General features: G+C 29.2%; 18 protein-coding genes. 17 read left to right on the top strand and 1 reads right to left on the bottom strand.

The annotated features are described in order from the left end of the window. The first annotated feature begins 267 nt into the window (after window positions 1-267). The 4 genes from KPL54_RS16080 (at window position 268) to KPL54_RS16065 (ending at window position 6,210) form a co-directional block, all read left to right on the top strand. Window positions 268-2,304, top strand: a complete 2,037-nt coding sequence (locus KPL54_RS16080) for a cell division protein FtsA (protein WP_216107520.1) — start codon at window positions 268-270, stop codon at window positions 2,302-2,304. A 30-nt stretch (window positions 2,305-2,334) separates the two neighbouring features. Next, on the top strand, window positions 2,335-3,516 hold the full coding sequence (locus tag KPL54_RS16075; protein WP_216107519.1) for a M20 metallopeptidase family protein: 1,182 nt from the start codon (window positions 2,335-2,337) through the stop codon (window positions 3,514-3,516). Window positions 3,517-3,616: 100 nt separating this feature from the next. After that, on the top strand, window positions 3,617-4,570 hold the full coding sequence (locus KPL54_RS16070; RefSeq protein ID WP_216107518.1) for an RluA family pseudouridine synthase: 954 nt from the start codon (window positions 3,617-3,619) through the stop codon (window positions 4,568-4,570). A gap of 11 nt (window positions 4,571-4,581) precedes the next feature. Further along, window positions 4,582-6,210 (top strand): putative polysaccharide biosynthesis protein, encoded by a 1,629-nt coding sequence (locus tag KPL54_RS16065; protein ID WP_216107517.1) that lies wholly within the window; start codon window positions 4,582-4,584, stop codon window positions 6,208-6,210. Between the two features lie 23 nt (window positions 6,211-6,233). On the opposite strand, the gene spoVB is transcribed toward KPL54_RS16065, so the two are convergent. After that, the gene (gene spoVB / locus KPL54_RS16060; protein ID WP_216107516.1) at window positions 6,234-7,757 is read right to left on the bottom strand and encodes a stage V sporulation protein B; all 1,524 of its coding nucleotides are present in this window, start codon (window positions 7,755-7,757) and stop codon (window positions 6,234-6,236) included. 194 nt (window positions 7,758-7,951) lie between these two features. Between spoVB and KPL54_RS16055 the strand changes: the two genes are divergently transcribed. The 13 genes from KPL54_RS16055 (at window position 7,952) to KPL54_RS15995 (ending at window position 21,100) form a co-directional block, all read left to right on the top strand. Further along, entirely contained in the window at window positions 7,952-9,250 is a 1,299-nt protein-coding gene (locus KPL54_RS16055) for a hypothetical protein (RefSeq protein WP_216107515.1), read from the top strand. A gap of 85 nt (window positions 9,251-9,335) precedes the next feature. Then, window positions 9,336-10,037 (top strand): zinc dependent phospholipase C family protein, encoded by a 702-nt coding sequence (locus tag KPL54_RS16050; RefSeq protein WP_216107514.1) that lies wholly within the window; start codon window positions 9,336-9,338, stop codon window positions 10,035-10,037. 88 nt (window positions 10,038-10,125) lie between these two features. Continuing rightward, window positions 10,126-10,644, top strand: a complete 519-nt coding sequence (locus tag KPL54_RS16045; protein ID WP_216107513.1) for a class I SAM-dependent methyltransferase — start codon at window positions 10,126-10,128, stop codon at window positions 10,642-10,644. A gap of 213 nt (window positions 10,645-10,857) precedes the next feature. Next, a complete protein-coding gene (locus KPL54_RS16040) occupies window positions 10,858-12,561 on the top strand; it encodes a B12-binding domain-containing radical SAM protein (RefSeq protein WP_216107512.1) in 1,704 nt (567 codons plus the stop codon). 46 nt (window positions 12,562-12,607) lie between these two features. Then, the gene (def, locus tag KPL54_RS16035; protein WP_216107511.1) at window positions 12,608-13,078 is read left to right on the top strand and encodes a peptide deformylase; all 471 of its coding nucleotides are present in this window, start codon (window positions 12,608-12,610) and stop codon (window positions 13,076-13,078) included. A gap of 169 nt (window positions 13,079-13,247) precedes the next feature. Further along, window positions 13,248-14,156 carry a quinolinate synthase NadA gene (gene nadA, locus KPL54_RS16030; protein ID WP_216107510.1) on the top strand — a complete coding sequence of 303 codons (909 nt, stop codon included), beginning with the start codon at window positions 13,248-13,250 and terminating at the stop codon, window positions 14,154-14,156. A 4-nt stretch (window positions 14,157-14,160) separates the two neighbouring features. Continuing rightward, the gene (locus tag KPL54_RS16025; protein WP_216107509.1) at window positions 14,161-15,462 is read left to right on the top strand and encodes an L-aspartate oxidase; all 1,302 of its coding nucleotides are present in this window, start codon (window positions 14,161-14,163) and stop codon (window positions 15,460-15,462) included. Continuing rightward, complete coding sequence (gene nadC / locus KPL54_RS16020) at window positions 15,443-16,279, top strand: carboxylating nicotinate-nucleotide diphosphorylase (protein WP_216107508.1); 837 nt, start codon at window positions 15,443-15,445, stop codon at window positions 16,277-16,279. Before KPL54_RS16025 ends, nadC begins: the two co-directional genes overlap by 20 nt. A gap of 221 nt (window positions 16,280-16,500) precedes the next feature. Next, window positions 16,501-17,052, top strand: a complete 552-nt coding sequence (locus KPL54_RS16015; protein WP_216107507.1) for an RNA polymerase sigma factor — start codon at window positions 16,501-16,503, stop codon at window positions 17,050-17,052. Beyond that, complete coding sequence (locus KPL54_RS16010) at window positions 17,045-17,821, top strand: hypothetical protein (protein ID WP_216107506.1); 777 nt, start codon at window positions 17,045-17,047, stop codon at window positions 17,819-17,821. Before KPL54_RS16015 ends, KPL54_RS16010 begins: the two co-directional genes overlap by 8 nt. Then, on the top strand, window positions 17,808-18,686 hold the full coding sequence (locus KPL54_RS16005) for an ABC transporter ATP-binding protein (protein ID WP_216107505.1): 879 nt from the start codon (window positions 17,808-17,810) through the stop codon (window positions 18,684-18,686). The genes KPL54_RS16010 and KPL54_RS16005 overlap by 14 nt, the downstream gene beginning before the upstream one ends. A 4-nt stretch (window positions 18,687-18,690) precedes the next feature. Next, the gene (locus KPL54_RS16000) at window positions 18,691-19,950 is read left to right on the top strand and encodes a hypothetical protein (RefSeq protein ID WP_216107504.1); all 1,260 of its coding nucleotides are present in this window, start codon (window positions 18,691-18,693) and stop codon (window positions 19,948-19,950) included. Between the two features lie 16 nt (window positions 19,951-19,966). Beyond that, on the top strand, window positions 19,967-21,100 hold the full coding sequence (locus tag KPL54_RS15995) for a hypothetical protein (protein ID WP_216107503.1): 1,134 nt from the start codon (window positions 19,967-19,969) through the stop codon (window positions 21,098-21,100). The last annotated feature ends 436 nt before the right edge of the window (window positions 21,101-21,536 follow it).

Genomic DNA, 21,536 nt, shown 5'->3' with positions numbered 1-21,536 from the left:
CGAAAATAATATTTTATAAGGGTTAGTGTTGCAAGATGTAAGCATAACAAATATAATGTAATAAATACAAATAATTGGATATAGTGTTTTTATATAATATATTATAATATTTAATTATTTATTAATCAGGACATTTAAGTTAATATAGTAGTTTTATTGAATATTGTTATATGATGTTATATAATTTCATTAAGCTCATATTCTATGAATATGAGCTTAATTCGGATTAGTAACATTCAAATAATTTTGTGAGAAAGAGGTATAAAAATGAAAATCACAAATGTAAATTTAGAGGAACTGATATTTGCTTTAGATATAGGGACAAGGTCTATCATAGGAACAGTTGGTATAATATCTGAGAAAAAATTCCAAGTTATTTCTGAAAGTTATATTGAACATGAAGAAAGAGCTATGATTGATGGCCAAATTCATGACATTCAATTGGTAGCCAGTGGAGTATTAAAGGTGAAAAAAGAATTAGAAGATAATTTAAATGTTAAATTAACTAAAGTAGCAATTGCAGCAGCAGGGCGATTTTTAAGGACAACGCAAGTTAAGTCTGAAATAGAAGTTGATATTGATAAAGAAATTGATAGGGAAACCATTAGAAGTCTAGAACTCACTGCAGTTAGAATGGCAGATGAGGAAGTGGCAAAGTCGTCTCAAGGTAAGCTTTATTGTGTGGGATATAGTGTAAAAAATTACTATTTAAATGGATACGTAATCACAAACTTAAAATCGCACAAAGGAGAAAAAATTGCGGTAGAGATAATTGCTACATTTCTTCCACGATCAGTAGTTGATAGTTTATATGCAGTCATGGATAAGGCCTCACTGGAAGTTGTAAGTTTAACACTTGAACCTATAGCTGCAATGGAAGCTGCCGTGCCACAGAACTTGAGACTTCTAAATTTGGCTTTAGTGGATATTGGTGCAGGAACATCTGATATTGCTATTAGTAGCAAAGATAGTATAAGTGCTTATGGTATGGTGCCGATGGCAGGGGATGAGGTAACTGAAATAATATCTCAAGCATATTTAGTTGATTTTAATACTGCTGAGAAAATTAAAAAAGAATGTGGTGGGAAAGATAAAATTCAATACATAGATGTGTTAGGCTTTGAAAATATTTTAGAACCAGAGGAAGTATTAAAAATAATTAATCCTATTGTTGTGAAAATTTCGGAAGAAATTGGGAATAAGATAATTGAATTAAATGGTGGAAAAGCACCAAATGCAGTATTTCTTGTAGGAGGTGGAGCACATACACCTTTTATTAAAGAAAATATTGTTAAAATTTTAAATCTACCAATTAACCGTGTCGTTATTAAAGGTCGTGATTCAGTAACTGACTGCATATGCGATGCTGACATGGGAAGTACTGGAGTTACAGTTTTAGGTATAGCGCTGGTATCAATTAAAAGATTAGGAAATGATTTTGTTGATGTGACGATAAATGATAAGATTATAAGTTTATTTAATGCACATAAACATACTGTTATGGATGTAATGATGCAAGAGGGTATAAATCCTAAGATATTGATTGGTAAAAATGGACGCAATATAAGATTTATAGTTGATGGAATAAAAAGAGTGGCATTTGGAAGCTTAGCAAAGAGCGCTGAAATTAAGATTAATAACTTACTTAGTAATATTGATTCTGAGGTAGCTGAAGGCGATATCATTGACGTTAGCTTTAGTGTAGATGGGAAAAGTGCTGAGCCTAAAATTATGGATTATGTAAAAAACATTCAAACTGTAAGTTTCTATTTTGAAGATGAAATTCGTAACATTGAGCCTGTAGCATTTATTAATGGTATAAGAACTATAATAAGTGGTGTAATAAAAGAAGATGATGATGTTTCAATAGTAATACCTACTACAATTAGTGAATATGCAAAGTATTTTGGTGATGATACTAGTGGTTTAGATTTTATGATAGATAATAAAAAATTGCTTTTGGATTATGTTATAAAAGAAGGGGATAGAATATATAAAGTAGCAGAAATTACTAAAGAAATTACTAAAGAAATTAAGGTGGAAAAAAAAGTTAATAAAAATGAACAAAAAGAAACACAAAATTTGAATGTTAAAGTGAATAAAAATATGATAGGTCTTAAAGGAAAAGATAAATACATATTTGTAGATATTTTTAATTATGTGGATTTTGATTTGACTATTTCAAAAGGAAACTTAATATTAAAGCTTAATGGTAGTAAAGCTGATTATTATCAGCCGCTAAATAATGGAGATGTAATTGAAATATATTGGGAAAATATTATTGAGGCAGCTGAAACAAAATAAAAAATAGGATGATTTAACATAAGCGAAGGAGTGGGAATTGTGAATTTATTAAATATGGCAAAAAATATTGAGAGTGAGTTAATAGATATGAGGCGCGATATACATCAAAATCCAGAATTGGGATTTGATTTATCTAGAACTAGCCAAAAGGTAAAAGATTTTTTGAAGGCGGAAGGCATTGAATTTTATGAGGTAGCACAAACTGGAATCTGTGCTATTATTAGAGGTAATGGTAAAAAAACGGTTGCTTTAAGAGCAGATATGGATGCACTTCCTCTTCAAGATAAGAAAGTGTGTGATTACTCATCTAAGATTAATGGTAAAATGCATGCTTGTGGACATGACGCCCATACCACTATACTTTTAGGTGCAGCTAGGATATTAAATAACATGAGGGATGAACTCAAGGGAAATGTTAAATTGTTTTTTGAGCCAGCAGAAGAAACTACTGGTGGATCACCTTTAATGATTAAAGAGGGTGTACTTGAGCATCCAAGTGTTGATGCTGTTATTGGGCTTCATGTAGAAGAATGGTTAGAAGCCGGAACTGTTGGTTTAAAAAGAGACATCGCGTACGCTGCATCAAATCCATTTACTATAAAGATAATAGGTAAAGGTGGACATGGTGCAAGCCCACATGTGACTATTGATCCTATTGTAATAGCAAGTAACGTTATAGTTGCACTTCAAAGCATTGTAAGTCGCGAGATTCCACCTACAGATCCTGCAGTTATAACTGTAGGTTCAATTCATGGTGGTACAGCTCAAAACATTATACCTGAAGACGTGACAATATCAGGGATTATTAGGACAATGAAGAGTGAACACAGGGAATATATAAATAAAAGATTAGTTCAAGTAGTGGAAGGTATAGTTAAAGCCATGAGAGGAAAATGTGAAATTGAAATTGAAGAAAGTTATCCATGTCTTCATAATAATGATGAACTTTCAGATATGTTTGAGAATAAGTCAAAAGAACTAATCGGAGAAAGTAATGTTTATAAATTAGATCAGCCTACCATGGGTGTGGAAAGTTTTGCTTATTTCTCTATGGAAAAACCATCGCTATTTTATTTCTTAGGGAGTGGAAACAAGGAAAAAGGTATAATAAACCCGGCTCATGGAAGTTTATTTGATATAGATGAGAGCTGTTTATCCATAGGTGTAGCTATGCAATGTACGTTAGCTTATGAATTTCTATTGAAATCATAATGCAACTTAGTATATAATTGATACTTGATGTGAATTATTAACGTAGATTAATTATGTATAGAAGTTAATCAATAGATAAAAGAGATCTAGGAGGATATATATGAGGATAGAAATTGGAGCAAATGAAGCAGGACAAAGAACAGATAAATTTATGAGGAAGGTACTTGGAGATGTGCCACTCAGCAAAATATATAAAGCTTTTAGAAAAGGTGATATTAGAGTTAATGGTAGCAAAATTAAGGAAAAACATTCATTAGTAGAAGGTGATGTTGTTGAAACAAAATATATCACTAGTGAGTTTAAGAGGGATGAATTTGTAAGAATTGATAATAAACTTAAGATAACTTTTGAGGATGCTAATATATTAATGGTAGAAAAATGGCCAGGTGTTTTAGTTCATGCTGATAAAAAAGATGGAGAACCTACTTTAACAGATTATGCACTTTCTTATTTATTTGATAAAGGAGATTACAAACCAGAAAATGAAATAACCTTTACGCCAGCGCCTTGTAATAGATTAGATAGAAACACTTCGGGTATGGTTATATTTGGTAAAAATTTTAAATCTCTTAAACTATTAAATGAAATGATAAGAGATCGTAATATTGAAAAATATTATATGGCACTTGTATCAGGAAGAATTAAGGATGGAATTTATGAAGGATATATATATAAAAACGAAGATGCAAATATATCTCAAGTATTTAAAGAATCAAAACCAGATACTAAAAGGATAGCAATGGAAGTCAAAACTATAGAAAGTTGTGGTACATTTTCTTTACTTGATATTAACCTTTTAACAGGCAGAAGCCATCAACTTAGAGCTCATTTGAGTATGCTTGGTAATCCTATCCTTGGTGATCCTAAATATGGAAATAAAAAAATAAATAGCTTTTTTAATAACAAATATGGTTTGGACTCTCAATATTTGTATGCATATAAGTTAATATTTAAGAATTGTCCAGAGGATTTGTCTTATATGGAGAATAAAACTATTGCAGAGAGCTTACCACCAGCATTGAAAAAGATTAAGAGAGATATATTTAAATTTTAGAGGGTGAATTTATGGGTGAAAAAGCAAAGTTAAATAAACAATCTACCACAAAAGGTTTTGCAATATTATCTGCGGCAGGTTTTGTAGTTAAGTTTTTATCCCTACTTTATATACCTTTTCTTGGAAAAATTTTAGGAGAGGATGGGCTAGGGGTATATTATTCTGCATACAATATATTTACATATGTTTACATATTGACAAATGCTGGTATTCCTGTGGCTATTTCGAAAATCGTGTCAGAACTTATAGCGCTTGGTAACTATAAGGATGCCATAAAGACTTTTAAAATAGCTAGATTTTCCCTTTTAGTATTAGGAGTAGTTATGTCGCTTTTAATGCTCATTTTGGTAGTACCTATATCTAAATTAACAAATAGTGAGACCGCAAAATTAGCGATTATGGCACTTGCTCCAACTGTTTTACTTACTTCTGTATTATCAGCTTATAGGGGCTATTTCCAAGGAAGAGGGAATATGACACCTACTGCGGTATCACAAGTATTTGAACAGGTTGCAAATACTATATTCAGTTTAGTTTTCGCAGCATGTTTTATAAAATATGGAGTATCTGCAGGAGCAGCAGGTGGAACCGTCGGTACCACTGTAGGAGCATTAGTTGCTGTAATTTATATGATCCATTATTATGAAAAAAATAAAGTGTTTAGAGTTCCCAAAGGATACAATCAGTTAGGTATAAAAAGATTAACTAATAAAAAAATATTTAAAAAGTTATTAGGTGTTGCTGTACCAATGACAATATGTTTAGGAATACAACAGTCAGGGCTATTAATTGATTTAGGAGTCGTTAAATCAAGAATGGTAGCCGCTGGAATTGGTAGTGTACAGGTTAATGTTTTATGGGGTGTGTTAAGTAAATACACAACATTAATAAATGTGCCCATAGCCATTATTACATCACTTGCCATAACTATTCTGCCATCTATTTCAAGTTTAATGGCACTTAGGGACAAAAATGCTGTAAGAGATAAAATTAATTACGCTTTTAGGCTTTGTTTTTTGGTGGCAGTACCTTCTGCAATTGGACTTGCAGTTTTAGCTTACCCAGTAGTTATTTTAATACAATACGGTTCTAGTGTTGGACGATTACTTATATATGGGTCAGTTGTAATAATACTTATGGCTGTAGTTAGTATACAAACTTCAATTCTTCAAGGGCTTGGAAAACTTTACTTAGTTACCATTTATGCAGTTTTGGGTATGATAGGAAAGATAATTACTAATTATATTTTTGTAGCAATCCCAAGCATTAATATATTAGGTGCTATTATGGGAAATGCAGTTAGTTTTGCAATACTTTTGATATTGAACTATATTACAATTAATAAAACGCTAAGAGTTAAAATAAAATTATTAAGTCATGCTATAAAACCTATAATGGCCTCGGTAGTTATGGCAATAATTGCAAAGTTAATGTATAGTAATTTTAATTATATATTTAGTTATGTTAAAGAAGGGTATTTTGCTAATGCTGTTGCTCTATTAATTTCTATGGTCTTTGCGATAGTAACTTACTTTTTCACATTAGTACTTCTAGGTGGATTAAGTAAAGAAGATTTAGAAGTATTACCTAGTAGGATTACAAAAATTATACCTAAGTCTATTTTAGGTAGACTTAAATAGGTAGTAAACAAATCTAAAGCACATCATCTTGGATGATGTGCTTTAGATTTTTCAGTTTTTTTTGTGAGAATTAGAGAAAATAATAATAGAGAGAAGCCAGTTACAATAATTATTATGTTCTTAGTAATAAAAATAGAATCCGGTATAGTATTACTTAAAATTTTTAATATAAAATATAACAGGATGCTAAGACAAATATCAATTAGAAATTCACTCCCTGAAAAATCTATATAACAGCATTTTTCGATTGATACAATATTCATTATAGCACTTAAAATAGAACTTATAAGGAGTGCTATGCCGTAGCCTAAAATATTTACACTTGGAATGCCAAGGAGTATATAAAGCAAGACTAATTGGATAATAGAAGTTACTACAGAATTTATTAGGAGAGATTTTTGTTTGCCAAGTCCATTTAAAATTCCGAAGGTTGATCCAGACATATACATGAATGGTGCGCTTAACGCTGCAAGTTTGATATAGACACCTAGATCATATCTATCAAAAAATAATTTTCCTAGAGAGGATCCTATACATAAAGATATTATCATAGTTGAAATTCCTAGTAAAAAAGAAATTTTGATTACTTCGTGGATTCTATTTTCTAAAGCATTATAATCATTTTTACTTATACTTTTAGAAATGTCGGGAGTCAACATGGTAGACATTGACATCACAATAATAAAAGGGAAAAATACAATACTCATAGCCATACCAGAAAATTTACCAATTAAAGATAAGCTTTCGGTATATTCTATTCCAGCTTGGACTAGCCTGCCCGGAACAATTAGGGTTGATAGTGCTGAAATTACAGTGTTTAAAAACCCATTTAGGCATAATGGAAATGAAATAATAAGAACATTAAATAAAAGTTGGGCTCGTCCTTCGGTCTTTTTTATAATTACCTTAAATTTATTTTTACTCTTTTCATAAAATACATATAGAAGAATAAAACTTATAAGTTCTCCAATTGACAAAGAAATGTATGTAGCAGTTACTGTAGTAGTTACATTTGTTAGAGCAAAAAAATTTATTAGCCCAAGTATTATGGCCATTCTTGCAGTTTTTTCAACAATGTCTATTATTGCAGGTACTTTAACATTAGAAATGCCATAAAAATAGCCCTTGTATATAGAAGATAGGGCAACAAAAATTAATGCGGGACAAATGACCCAAAGGGAGTATAGTGTTCTTTGGTCTTTTATTATATATGTACTGATATACGGTGAGAAAAAAAACACTAAAATTGCTATGAATATAGATAAAACAAAATCGAAAACTAATGCAGTATGTATAGATTTGTTAAGGTTACCGTAATCATTTATTCCATAATAGGATGAAGATTCTTTTGAAATAGCTGTTACCATACCACCGCAAATAAGGCAAGTGAATAAATCGTATATAGGCATTACAAGGCTATATAAGCCCATACCTTCTGCACCTAATTTCCTTGAGAGCAATATTGAAAACATAAATCTTAATATGCCAGCAACCAAATTTGAAACCGTAAGTATTATTGAATCTCTGTAGAAATCGTCTTTTATCATAAAGGGTCCTCCCTGAGGTTAAACTTAAATATATTACAACTATTAATAATTAATATGTTAAGTTTTAAGATTATATTCTAAATGTATTTGATTAGGGATAACAATTAAATATACAAATGTCATATAATTTTTACATATACGCGAACTTTTATAAATATATATAGATTAGAGATTTATAATTTAGGGGGAGAAGTATGAAAAAGACCATTGGATTTATAATTATTTTAGCTTTGATGGCTTTTGCACTATTTTCATTGAGAAATTCTTTTAAAGAATATAGGGTTACAGTGAAAAATGGAAGTATTAAAACACAAATTTTATATAAAGGATTAAGTAATTCGGTAGATTTTACTAAAGATAATGAAGGAAATTATTATATTGCTTTTAAGGATAGAATACAATACATAGATAAGTCAGGTAAAGCGTATAATATATTTGTAAATAAGAAGTTAAATATAACTAGCTTAGATTACAATAATAAAATATTGTATTACGCTTCTGGTACAAATGTCTATTCATATAATTTAATATCAAAGGAAAGTAAAGAAATAATAAAGAATATACCGAATTACGGAGATTATAATAATAGTTTGGTTCGAATTAATGGGGATTATTTATTTGTTACTATAGGCTCAGCTACAAATTCCGGGGTAGTTGGACTCGACAATAAGTGGTTAGATAATTATCCTCAAAACCATGATATTACTCCAAAAAGTATAACTATAAAAGGAATGGACTTCGCAGGGATAAAAACAGGAGCATTTGTTGCATATCAAACTAGAAATATAAAGGGACAAATTATAACGCAGCATGTAATTGGAAATTCATCAATAATAATTTATAATTTAAAAACTGGTGCGCAAGGAAACTTTGCTTGGGGTATAAGAAATATGATGGGGATAGATTTTAATAGTGAGGGCAAAGTATTAGTTACAGTTGGAGGCATGGAGGATAGAGGATTAAGACCAGTGAATGGTGATAGTGATTATATTTACCAAATCAAAAAAAATGCATGGTATGGGTTTCCCGATTACTCTGGAGGTGATCCAATAAGCTCACCAAAATTCAGAGATTCGGTTAATAAGACTATACCAGCTATTCTAGATAATCACCCTACAATAAATCCACCTGCGCCAATATACCAACATAAATCAGTGGGTAGCTTAATAAGTTTGACAATAGACAGGGCAGGGAAACTCGGGGATAAAGATTGTATATATTTCTATGAAAAGAATGATAATAGTATATATAGTCTAAACAAAAACAGTGCACTTAAAGAAAAAGTAAATTTTGAAGAGGGTGCATATATATCTAGCATGAAATTTTTTGATAAATTGATAATATTAGATTCTAAAAATGGATATTTAATTAGTATGGAAAAAGGTCAATATAATAATACAAATAGCGGAAAACACAAGTTTTATAACTATTTGTTAATAATAGTTATAACTTTAATAGTGGTCATACTTGTTGGTTTAAGAAAAAAAGATTAGAATAGAGTGAGTATATATTATTATGGTAAAATTAAACATGTTTTTAGAGCATATTTAGCGTATACTAAGTTAAGAGGTGAACAGGTTGAAGAAAAAATTTGAAGCTACATATGGGAAAACTTTAAAAGGCTTAATGGTAACAATAAATCCAATTAAAAAAAGAATCATGAAAACTCATTGTATCGTTCACAAATTTATTAATATTCAAGCTATTGAGATATTAAAAAATAAGGGATACCGTGAAGTTCATACTTTTTACAAAAATTATGTAAAAGAATTAAACAATGGGGTTACTTGGGCAGACCAAGATTTTAAGAGTTCAAATCATTTTTATCATCACATTACGGGTACAGGGTTATATGGATTTTCAAATGCATTAACAGAATTTAACAAATACTACAAATGTGCGTTAAGGTTCGTAGAAGCTGGTGATCTACGGCAAGCACTGTTTTATTTTGGAGCAGCATGCCATTTGATTCAGGATGCAACTGTTCCTCAACATGTTAACAATAAACTACTTAAAAATCATAGAAATTTTGAACTTTGGATTATAGGTAGATTAATGAGTGACTATTCGTTCCCTATTTTCAATGAAATAATTAAGCAAGATAATATAGAAGATTATATAAAAAACAACGCAACATTTGCAAGTGATACTTATATTTCACACGTGCATATAAAAAACAAGGAAGAGCGATATAGGAAAGTATCTACGCTTATAGTTCAGAGAGCACAAAAGACTACTGCGGGCTTAATGTTAAATTTTTACAATGAAATTCACAAATAATTCCTTTATTTTAGAGGGATTATTTTGTTTTTGAAGAATAGATTTTAAATAAGTATTTATAAAAATCATATGAAAAGGGGGATAACAATTGAAGAAGGAGGTTTTGTTAAATTTAGAAAAGGAGATTTTTAAAGGAAATCTATTAGACATAGGGTTTTCTAATCATGGTATCATATATAATATATATAAAGAGTACGTTGATGATAGTAGTAGTGTAGAGTATGTAGAAGGAAAAGTGGAAAAGAAGGCAATAGAGGAAGGCATATATGATACTTGCGCACTATTTTTCACTTTAAGTGATATAAACCTTACATATAATAAAAGAAAATTGGTACAAGATATATATAAATATTTAAAAGTTGATGGATTGTTATATATTTGGGATATTGATAAAGGAATTGCTAAAACTTTTACTAAGGAAATTAAAATTGTGTTACCAGATAAAAGTACAAAACAAATAAATTTAAGAGATTTAAATTTATTTAAAAATAGTTCTAAAGATAATACAATGAGAATTTTAGAACCATATTTTAAGGTGGTAACATTAAAAAATTCAGACAATGTCTATTATATGATATGCAAAAAGAAAGTCAAAAGAAAAGATTAAAGTAAAACTAATAGACATTGTTAAAGATTTATTAGCCTGTCTGGACATATCTTTGAGTTGTCCAGTAAGGCTTTTGATTTTTTTGTATTATTACAAAACTCATTTAATGTGAAAGCTACTGCCTAATCATAAAAGCGACTAGGATATAATTGCTTTTATGCAAACTAATATTGTATACTGTACAAAATAGATGAGTTAAGGAAGGAATTAAAAATGAAAGTATTGTTGGTTGGAATAAATTCGAGGTTTACACATAGTAACCTTGCAATTAGATATTTAAAAGCTTTTACTGAGGATCTCAATTATGAATCTCTTATAAGAGAGTTTTCTATAAATGATAGAGTAGAAAGAATTGTGGAAGAAATTATATCAGAGAAAGCAGATATAGTAGTTTTATCTTGTTACATATGGAATAAATATTATGTTAAACAGATATCTAATTTAATCAAACTCATAGATAATAATATAAAATTGTTATATGGAGGGCCAGAAGTATCATTTGATAGTGAGAACTATCTAAAAGATAGTCTTTCAGATTATTTAATTGAGGGAGAAGGAGAAGAAACATTTAGAGAGTTTATAAAATGTATGATAGGGAATATTAGTCTAAAAGGTGTTAGTGGTTTGTACTATAAAGAAAATGGAAAAATATTTTATGGTGGAAAAAGAAAACTTATGGACATAAATAACATTGTGTTCCCCTATACTAAGGATGATGATTTAAACAATAAAATAATATATTTTGAATCATCAAGGGGATGCCCATTCAACTGCAAATACTGTCTTTCTTCAACTATACGTGGAGTTAGGTTCATGAATTTAGAAAGGGTTAAAAAGGATTTAAAATTTTTAATAGATAAAAAAGTGAAACTCATAAAATTTGTTGATAGAACTTTTAATTGTAGTGATGAATTCGCTATGGGTATTTGGGGATATTTAATGAGTATAGATACCGAGACCACGTTTCATTTTGAAATTTCAGCAGATATACTAAATGATAAGCAACTTAAACTTTTAGAAAAAGCTCCTAAGGGTAGATTCCAATTTGAAGTTGGAGTGCAGACTACAAATAATGAAGTATTAAAAAATATAAACAGATTCGTAGTTTTTGAGGACATAAAAAAACAGGTTGCTAAGCTAAATAAGTATGGTAATATAAAGCAGCATCTAGATTTAATTGCGGGACTACCAGGAGAAAATCTTGAATCATTTAAGAAGTCTTTTAATGATTTATACACAATAGAGCCGGATGAAATACAACTTGGATTCCTTAAGATATTAAAAGGTGCTCCTATGAAAGATGAAGTGGAAAAATGGGGAATGGTATATGCTCCATATCCACCTTATGAGATCTTAAAGACAAGCGATATAAGTTATGAGGAAATTATTCTTTTAAAACGAGTTGAAGAGGTAGTGGATAAATACTACAATTCCCGTAAATTTAAAACTATATTAAAATACTTTATCCCTAAGTTTGATAATGTATTTGATTTTTATTTAAGCCTAGGTACGTTTTTTTATGATAAAGGATATCTAAGTAGAAGTATATCATCTGTGGATTATTATAAAGTGTTTTTAGAGTTTAATGATGAACATCTCAATTTAGATAATAGGATTTTAAAAGAAATTGTTAAGTTTGATTATCTGCAGTTTAATAAGAAAAAGTATATGCCTAATTTTCTTTTAAGAGATCCTAGTAAAAATTTTGAAAGATATCTAAAGGATTCACAAAGAAAAGGTGATATAGAACTACCATATACGGATTACCATTTAGAGAATTTTAAGATAGATATTATTAAGTTTTTGGACAATGGACAAATAAGTGAAGGCGAATTTTATCTAATTTTTGATATGAGTGAAGCTGAAAACATAACGGATATATCTTATTTCATCAATGAAGAAAAAACATTAAAATAAAGTTTTATGAGCCTGGAAGTACTAATACAAAAAGAGGAGAAGATAAATGGCGATTAGAGAAATATTACAATATGGTGACAAACGTCTTAATTCAATTTGTGAAAAGGTTGGAAAAGTAGATAGAAAGATTTTAAATTTAGTTGATGATATGATGGATACCCTTTATGAGGGAAATGGAATAGGTCTTGCTGCACCTCAAATAGGTGTTTTAAAAAGAGTGGTCCTAATTGATCTAGGAGAAGAAGAGGGAGAACCAATAGTTATTATAAATCCTAGAATAACGGCTCAATCTGGAAATGAGAAGGATTATGAAGGATGTTTAAGTTATGTAGGATATGAGGGTGAAGTTTACAGACCAACAGATGTTACGGTTGTAGGAATTAATATTAAAGGGAAGCCAGTTACTTATAATGCTACAGGATTACTTGCAAGGGCATTTTGTCATGAGATTGATCACTTAGAAGGAATAATGTATATGTCTAGAGCTGAAGAAACACATGAATTAACTGAAGAATAATTTTGAAAGTTTATTAGAAAATTTTATAAAAAACATATCTCTTGATATCAGGGGGTATGTTTTTTTATTTTTTTAACGATTGATATCTTATTACACAAATGATACTATGGTATAGAAGAAGAGTGTATATACAACAGTGTATACACACAAAGAAAGAGGTGTATAAGTAATGCAGGAGTTAAAAGAAAAAATTCAGAAATTAAAGGCAGAGAGAAACGCTATAATTCTAGCACACTATTATCAAAATGATAATATTCAAGAAATTGCTGATTTCGTGGGAGATTCTTATTATCTTAGTAAAATAGCCAAAGAATGTAGCGAGCAAATCATAGTATTTTGTGGAGTAAAGTTTATGGCTGAGAGTGCAAAAATACTATCACCGGAAAAAACAGTGTTATTACCCAATAGTGACGCAGGTTGTACTATGGCGGATATGATTAATGGAGAAGATGTTAGAGAACTAAAAAAACAACATCCGGGTGCAAAGGTTATATGTTATATAAACTCAACGGCAGAGGTGAAATCAGAAAGTGATATATGTTGTACTTCTTCAAATGCATTAAAAATAGTTAATAAATTAAATAGTGATGAAATAATATTTATACCAGATAAAAACCTAGGTGATTATATAAACGAAAAAGCTCATGTTAAGAACATGATATTTTGGAATGGCTTTTGCCGCGTACATGAATTTGTTGATGCTAAGGAAATTATTAATGTTAAAAATTCAGATAAAGATATTAAGATTTTAGTGCATCCTGAGTGTAATCGCGAAATTAGAAAATTAGCTGATTTTATAGGAAGTACAGGGGAAATAATTAAATTTGCTACCCACGATACGTGTCAAAAATATATGGTTGTAACAGAAGAAGGTATACTCTATGAGCTTAAAAATAAAAATCCAAATAAACAATTTATAACTCCAAAATCTCCTATGACATGCTGTAGTATGAAGAAAACTACCCTAGAGGATGTTTACAAAAGCCTTCTTAATAAGCAATATGTTGTAACATTAGATGAAAATATAAGACAAGCAGCGCACAAATGTTTAAGTGCTATGCATGAAATGGTGAGGTGATATTATGGATATATCTGTAGATGTATTAATAGTTGGAACGGGGGCAGCAGGTTTGTATGCTGCATTAAATCTAAACGAAGATCTAAATGTACTTTTAATAACTAAGGAGTCTGTAGACAAATGTAATACTTCATTAGCACAAGGTGGAATAGCGGTGGCTAAAGATGAAAAGGATTTTGATTTATTTGTTCAAGATACTTTAAAAGCAGGAAAATATAAAAATTCTATGGAGGCGGTAAAGACTCTAGTATATGAATCAATTGATAATATAAATGAAGTAGTTGATTTTGGGGCAGAGTTTGACAAAGTAAATGAAAATTTTAAGTATACAAAGGAAGGGGCACATAGTATTAGTAGAATTGTGCATACCAAAGATGAAACTGGAAAAGAACTATTTTTATCTTTACTCGCGGCACTTAAAAATAAAAAGAATGTAAGAATATTTGAAAACACTACTTTGCTTGACCTTATTACTAAAGATAATATATGTTTCGGCGGTACAGTGATTAGAGGTAAAGAAAGAATAAACATATATTCAAGGGAAACAATTTTAGCTACAGGGGGAATTGGAGGATTATTTAAAAATTCGACTAGTAGGCGAAGATTAACTGGGGATGGAATAGCTATTGCATTAAGGCATAATATTAAAACTTCTGATTTAAACTATGTGCAATTTCATCCAACTGCTTTATATGATGATAGGGTTAATTGTGAGAAATTTCTTATATCAGAGTCACTAAGGGGGGAAGGTGCCAAACTCTTAAATGAGCGTGGGGAAAGATTCGTAGATGAACTTTTACCAAGAGATGTGGTTGCAAAAGCAGTTTATAACGAGGAAGAAAAAAGTAAGAAACCTTATGTTTTTTTAGATATTTCGTTTAAAGGAAAGGAATATATTATAGATAGATTTCCAGGAATTTATAAAAAATGTTTAGAGTGTGGTATAGATATTACAAAAAATAAAATTCCAGTAACACCAGTTCAGCATTATCATATGGGAGGAATAGCTGTTGACCTAGATTCCAAAACATCTATGGATCATTTATTTGCATGTGGTGAGGTAAGTTGTACAGGTGTGCATGGAGCAAACAGATTAGCAAGTAATTCATTGTTAGAAGCCTTAGTTTTTTCTAGAAGGGCTTCAAGATTTATAAATAAATCTATTTGCAGGATTACTACATTAAATTGTGATGATATAAACAGTATAAAAAGTCTTAGTGATTATAGCGAAATTAATAAGGCCGTAGTGTTAAATAAATTTAAAGAAATGGGAGATGAGATAAGGAATGAATTGGTTAATTATTGATAAACTAATTATAGATGCTATAACAGAAGATGTGCCTCAAAATGATATTACAACAGAATTTATTATAAGTGATGAGTGTAACTGTAGTGTTGATTTAATAGCCAAAGAGAATGGAGTAATCGCAGGACTTTGTGTATTTGAGAGAGTTTTTAAAATACTAGGAGAGGTAAATATAGAGTTTTTTAAAAAAGATGGAGACTTAGTATGCAGTGGAGAGTCTATTGCAAAATTAAGAGGAAAAACAAAACATATATTGACAGGAGAAAGAACTGCATTAAATTATCTACAAAGAATGAGTGGTATTGCTACGTTAACAAAAACATATGTGGATAAATTAGCAGGCACCGGAGTGAAAGTCCTTGATACAAGAAAAACCACACCTGGTATGAGAATATTTGAAAAATATGCAGTAAAAGTTGGTGGAGGTTATAATCATAGATATAATCTATCAGACGGTGTATTAATAAAAGAAAACCATATAAGTGCAGCTGGAGGAATAAGACGAGCTGTAAACATTATACGTGAAAATGTTTCCTTTGTTAAAAGGATTGAAGTTGAAATTGAATCTTTAAATCAAATAAATGAGGCTTTAGAAGCAAAAGTAGATATTATAATGTTAGATAACATGGACAATGAGACCATGAAGAAAGCCGTAGAGTTAATTAATAAAAAAGCCCTAGTAGAAGCATCTGGAAACATAACATTAGACAATATACTCGAATCCTCAAATTGTGGCGTAGATTATATATCTGTAGGGGCATTAACTCACTCATGTAGAGTTTTAGATTTGAGCATGAAGAACTTAGTTAATAATTAAAGTATCAAATTTTTCTTTAATGCTTGCAAAAGAACATAATAATCAACTATAGAGTAAGGCCATTTTTAATAACAATTATTTTAAGGGAAGTCCAAAATTTGGACTTCCCTTAATTAATATTTTAAATATTATCAATTAAATATAAAATTTTTAAAACTATTTTACTCGTTGTTACGAATATATAATTAGAAGGATTAGAAAGTGAGAGTTAGTGGTGAAATATGGACAAGCAAAAACACTGGATAAGACAGATTAAATCAAAATCAAATCAAGATGCTGCGAATGAGCTCATTAAAAAATATTATAAAGAAGTATATGGTTACATATACAAACAAACTTTAAATAAAGAACTGTCTATGGACTTGACGCAGGATATATTTATAAACATGTTACAATCTATAAAAAATTTTGATGAAGGCAAGGCTTCATTTAGAACCTGGTTGTATAAAATATCAACTAATAAGCTTATTGATTATTATCGCTCAAGTAACTATAAAAACAGTAGCATAATGGTATCTATTGATGACTACGATTTACATGCTACTGAAGATTTTACAATCATTATTGAAAACAAGCAAGAGGCTCAAATGGTTATAAATACAGTAAACAGATTTGATGCTTCTTCTCAGCTAATACTTAGACTTAAAATTTTTGCACAATATACTTTTTTAGAAATATCAGGTGTTTTAAATGTACCAGAATCTACAGTAAAAACAAAATATTACGCAATAATTAAAAAAGTTAAAATATTTTTGGAGGATAATAATGGATAAACATGAATCTCATATAGATTTTCCAAATGACGACGAAATAGAATCTGAAATAAACTCAATCATAGCCAAAGGGCTTAAGCCTCAACAGTCATTCTATTTTTATGTAAAAAGCATGTATAAACAAATAGGTATAAAGAATCTATTTCATGACATAACAGAAATTGTTTTTTTAGTATTAATTGTTCTGTCAATCCTAACTTTTATAGCTGTCAGCTCTAGAATTTCAGCGAATATAGATAATGGAAATATATATTCTTTTATTTTTATATTCTCGCCTATTTTATATTTGACTATATCATTACTGTCTTTTATAAATACAAAACAAAAAAACACCTTTGAAATCGAGATGACTTGTAAATACAATATATATCAATTAGCAGCCTTTAGAATGCTAGTTTTTAGTGCTTTCTGTATTATTCTGAATGTTTCAGCCCTCTACTTAGTTTCTTCACTTTATAATAGAATAGACTTTTTACAAGCTTTGATGATTTCAGTTACTTCTCTATTTTTATTTTCAACAATTTTTTTATATCTAATATTAAAAGTATATTCTAAGGTTACAAAATATTTTGTACTTATGGGTTGGGTTATTATGAACCTAGGAGCGTCGATATTTAGTTCAGAATTTTATACTATGTTTTTAAATAAAATTCCTTTTTACGTGTATTTGACTGTAACAGTTATTTGCTTATATGCCTTCATTTATAGTCTTAAAAAACTTATTACTTTTAATAATATAGGAGGAATGATTAAAAATGCTAGTAATTAACAATGTTAGTAAAGAATTTGGTAATTTTTGTGCCCTTAGAAATATAAATCTTGAATTTGCAAATGGTGTCTACGGTTTGCTCGGACCTAATGGTGCTGGAAAAACTACACTGATTAAGATGATTACCACACTCATTTTTCCAACTAAAGGGGAGATATTATACAATGGAATTGATATAGTTAAACTAGATGGAAAATACCGTGATATATTAGGTTATCTTCCTCAAGAGTTTGGTTATTATAAAAGCTATAGTCCAAAACAATATTTGCTGTATATATCAGCACTAAAAGGTTTAGTAAGACATAAAGCTAAAAATAGAGTAGGCGAACTATTGAAGCTCGTTGGACTGGAAAACGTAGAAAATAAAAAAATGAAGAAGTTTTCTGGAGGTATGATTCAACGTGTAGGTATAGCTCAAGCTATGCTAAATGACCCTAAAGTTCTTATTTTAGATGAGCCTACTGCTGGACTAGACCCAAAGGAAAGAGTTCGGTTTAGAAATCTACTCGCGGAGCTATCAAGAGATAGGGTAGTTATTCTTTCAACTCACATAGTTTCAGACATAGAATCAATAGCAAATGAAATTATAATGATAAAAGATAAGACCGTACTATATAAGGATAGCATTAAAAACATCTGTAAAATAATCCAAGGGCGTGTTTATGAAACAGAAATTGATTTTGATGATGCTCAAAACTTTAGAAAAGAATATTTGTCACTATCTGAGAAGCAGGAAAATGGAAAGCTAGTAGTTAGATTTATTAGTGAACAATCTATAGAAAATAAATGGAAATCTGTTTCACCAAATATAGAAGATGTCTTTCTCTATGTCTATAATGATGAAAACTTAGTACAGGAGTCATAGAGGTATGAGTGTAAAATTATATGAACTTAAAAAGGTGATTTTCTCCCCAGTTGTAATTGGATTAATGGCAGTATTTATTGCTTTTAATATCTTTGTTATATTTAATCAGACACAGTCTACAAGTGAATTAAAAGTTTTAAATAAAATTGTAGATAAATTTGGGTATAAAATAAACGATAAAATGATGGTTGACTTTAAACTATATTATAGTGATCAGCTAAAAAATTTAAATGAAATTACTTTTGAAAAAACTTCTAATCCATACCAATCTGCTATGGATTTGTTTTCAAATGATTTTAACAGCAGCAATATTTATAAAGAAGATGACCTTGAATTTTTTAATGACGTACGCGTTATAGAAAACTATTACTATACTGCAAAGAACCTCGACATAAGCTACAAGGATAATAATATAAAACAGGTTGGCGAGGGTGGAATATCTATGTATAATATTAGCGGTAGTGCCGCTGATACAGTAAGAATGCAGTATGCAAAGCTATCTATAAGATTTGATAAAATAAAAGAGAATGGAGAATATAAAAATCTGTTTTTTATAGGAAATGTTTATAAGATGCATACATTTCTTTTTAAAACTTTGTTTAGGGATTTCATCTTCGAAATAATGATTTTAATTGTTCTTATTACAGGTTATTTAATGAACTATGAGTTTGAAAACAAGACTTTATTTGTAGTTTATGCTACAAAGAGAGGAAGAAAACTTAATAAAGATAAATTTTATGTATCTATATTTACAAGTATCTTGGTTACCACGATTATTATTGGTATTTCATTAGGAATATATTTTACTGTAGTAAGCTACTCAGGACTTTGGAAAGTTCCTATTAGTAGCGGATTTAATTGGGATAATCAATTACCTTATATATCTTGGTTCAATATGTCATTTACTAAATATTTATTTTGTTGCATTGGACTTGTTTATGTATGTGAAATACTTTTTGCTTGTATTACTTTTATAATATCAAACTTTATAAGAAGCAGTTATATAGTCTTTTTTATCTTTGCAATAACATTTGGTATAGCCATAATTATCTCAGGTCTTATACCCGTCAGTAGTAATGCTGTTTTTATAGGCCAATTTACACCCTTTGTACTTATTTTGCATTCGCAACAATGGTTTATGGAAAAAGGTCCTTTTGCTACATTTAAATACTATGAAGTGTTTACAATTGTAGCATGGTCTATAATTCTACTAAGTATATGTGGAATATGTATGAGAAAATTTAGAAAACAAAATTTGTATTAGGGAAAGGATGTATATCATGAGAATAATTTTTAACGAGATAAAAAAGGTATTTAATGTTAAGATAATTGTTTTAATTATGTTTATTAGTTTAATAATATATTATTTGTTCATAAGCTTTAATTTTAGATATTTTCCTAATGGCAGACCCAATAAAGATGAGTACAATATAAGTGTCCAAATGTTAAAGGACTACGGAACCTCTATGGATAAAAAAGAATTTTTAAATTTTAAGGAATTATACAATAAGCAACTTGAACAAGCTGACAAATATCTTAAGTCCAAACCGGAGTTTGTAAAATCAGGAATGACTACCTATAAAAAGCTTAATTCTATAAATATGGATAATAAGAAGTTAAGTAAATTATATGATAAAGTTTTTTTTGAAGATGAGGTAGATATGTTTTGGGAGTTGCAGGTTAGATCGGAAATAATAGCCGAATACGAAAATATAAATAGATACGTTTCTAGCTTAAGTAAAAATCAACTCGAAAGATATCATGAAACTATAAAAAATTCTTCAATAACGTCTATATTTCCAGAGTTTGTTTTTAGAAACTATAATGAATTAATAAATAATGTAGCAATGCTCATAGTCCTAAGTATAATAATTATGGTTTCACCAATTTTTATAAAGGATAGTAGAAACAAGGTAAATTATCTTCAATATACATCTAATATAGGACGAAAAATATTTAAGACTAAACTAATAACAGCATTAATATCAAGCTTTATAATAATAAGTGTACAGCTTATTGGTTTCTTTATCTTATATTCACATAATAAGGTTGGAATGTTTTTTAATACTAGTATAAATTCAGTTTTTAGCTTTAATACGTCTTGGTATAATATTAGTTTTATACAATATATAGTACTTACAGTAGTAGGAATATATATTGTAGGATTTGCTGTTACTTTAATAGTAACCTTTATCTCAAGGTTAGCGCCTAATTACATAACACTTATAGGAGTGCAAATACCAATAACCTTTGTTATTTTAAATATTTCTTCTAACTACCTTCTGAATAGTTTAACATCTACAAGATTCCCTAAATATCTTCAACCAATAGCCTATTCTAGTTTAGTTTGTATTGGATTAATACTTATAATTTTTAGGTGGAATAAAGAAAAAATAATTGATATCGTTAATTAAGCTTATATAAAACATTTACGATTATAATAGATATAGTGATAATTTACTTTGGACTCCATTTTGCTTATGTATATTTGAGCAAGGTGAAATCGAAAAAAGATATAAATAAATCTAAAGATAATAAATGATATTATTAAAACGTGAATTAAGGGAAGAAATTTGTCTTCCCTTAATTCATGTAATTTCTTCGACACTACTGTTGAACTTAGTTTAAAAATAAAATATTTTTCTTTGATTATGCTAACAAAAGTATATATTGAGATAAATGCGTTTGAACTAAGCTTAGAAATTCTTAATTTAATATATTTGAAGATGCGTGAAGAAAAACATATGTTTGAGCGACAGTAAAATGTACCCTATAGAGTAGACGATTTAAAAAAACCTACGCTATAGGGTTTTTCTATGTATAATTAAATATAAGAATAGAGGTGGATAA

Source organism: Clostridium estertheticum (assembly GCF_018861295.1).
Classification (GTDB): domain Bacteria; phylum Bacillota; class Clostridia; order Clostridiales; family Clostridiaceae; genus Clostridium_AD; species Clostridium_AD estertheticum_D.
The sequence above is the reverse complement of the archived record's forward strand: the minus strand, read 5'-3'. Positions and strand labels throughout refer to the sequence as shown.

What these genes read in the sequence shown, in the direction of transcription:
- KPL54_RS15995 (WP_216107503.1), top strand. Translation starts at nt 19,967, where the DNA reads ATGAGAATAATTTTTAACGAGATAAAAAAGGTATTTAATGTTAAGATA.
- KPL54_RS16080 (WP_216107520.1), top strand. Translation starts at nt 268, where the DNA reads ATGAAAATCACAAATGTAAATTTAGAGGAACTGATATTTGCTTTAGAT.
- KPL54_RS16070 (WP_216107518.1), top strand. Translation starts at nt 3,617, where the DNA reads ATGAGGATAGAAATTGGAGCAAATGAAGCAGGACAAAGAACAGATAAA.
- nadC (WP_216107508.1), top strand. Translation starts at nt 15,443, where the DNA reads ATGAATTGGTTAATTATTGATAAACTAATTATAGATGCTATAACAGAA.
- KPL54_RS16055 (WP_216107515.1), top strand. Translation starts at nt 7,952, where the DNA reads ATGAAAAAGACCATTGGATTTATAATTATTTTAGCTTTGATGGCTTTT.
- KPL54_RS16005 (WP_216107505.1), top strand. Translation starts at nt 17,808, where the DNA reads ATGCTAGTAATTAACAATGTTAGTAAAGAATTTGGTAATTTTTGTGCC.
- nadA (WP_216107510.1), top strand. Translation starts at nt 13,248, where the DNA reads ATGCAGGAGTTAAAAGAAAAAATTCAGAAATTAAAGGCAGAGAGAAAC.
- KPL54_RS16040 (WP_216107512.1), top strand. Translation starts at nt 10,858, where the DNA reads ATGAAAGTATTGTTGGTTGGAATAAATTCGAGGTTTACACATAGTAAC.
- spoVB (WP_216107516.1), bottom strand. Translation starts at nt 7,757, where the DNA reads ATGATAAAAGACGATTTCTACAGAGATTCAATAATACTTACGGTTTCA.
- KPL54_RS16065 (WP_216107517.1), top strand. Translation starts at nt 4,582, where the DNA reads ATGGGTGAAAAAGCAAAGTTAAATAAACAATCTACCACAAAAGGTTTT.
- KPL54_RS16025 (WP_216107509.1), top strand. Translation starts at nt 14,161, where the DNA reads ATGGATATATCTGTAGATGTATTAATAGTTGGAACGGGGGCAGCAGGT.
- def (WP_216107511.1), top strand. Translation starts at nt 12,608, where the DNA reads ATGGCGATTAGAGAAATATTACAATATGGTGACAAACGTCTTAATTCA.
- KPL54_RS16000 (WP_216107504.1), top strand. Translation starts at nt 18,691, where the DNA reads ATGAGTGTAAAATTATATGAACTTAAAAAGGTGATTTTCTCCCCAGTT.
- KPL54_RS16015 (WP_216107507.1), top strand. Translation starts at nt 16,501, where the DNA reads ATGGACAAGCAAAAACACTGGATAAGACAGATTAAATCAAAATCAAAT.
- KPL54_RS16010 (WP_216107506.1), top strand. Translation starts at nt 17,045, where the DNA reads ATGGATAAACATGAATCTCATATAGATTTTCCAAATGACGACGAAATA.